The organism is Rhizobium sp. P1_B8, from assembly GCF_056406515.1.
The window spans coordinates 1-425 of sequence record NZ_JBFTZZ010000091.1 but is presented as its reverse complement, the minus strand read 5'-3'; the positions used below and the strand labels follow the sequence as shown (position 1 = coordinate 425).

The 425-nt window shown below is 58.8% G+C and carries 1 protein-coding gene; it reads left to right on the top strand.

What is annotated here, in order from left to right:
• Positions 1-348 (top strand): DoxX family protein (locus AC1D2N_RS36250; RefSeq protein ID WP_477983044.1); only part of this gene is annotated, 348 nt, incomplete at its 5' end.
• Positions 349-425 lie beyond the last annotated feature (77 nt).

Sequence of the window (425 nt, the reverse complement as noted above, 5' to 3'; positions counted from 1 at the left end):
TGCGCGGCCTATATCCAGGGGCCGCTCACCAAGCTCTTCGATTTTCAGGGCGCAATCGCTGAAATGAACCATTTCGGTCTGTATCCGGCGGCATTCTTCGCGGTCGCCGTTATCGCCTTCGAACTAGCGGCTTCGGCCATGGTGGTATCGGGGATCCTTCGCTGGGCAGGTGCGCTGGCGCTCGCCGGGTTCACACTCTTTGCTACCCTTATCGCCCTTCGTTTCTGGGAGCTGCCCCCGGGCATGGACCGCATGATGGCAACCAATGCCTTCTTCGAACATCTCGGGCTCGCTGGCGCATTCATCATTGTCGCGACAATTGATCTGACCAAGGGAGCTGGCAAATGAGCACTACCAAATCCTCCGGGAGCAGCTTTGCTCCCCTTGCCCAGCCCGTCTTTGCAGTTCTTTGGGCTGCAACCGTC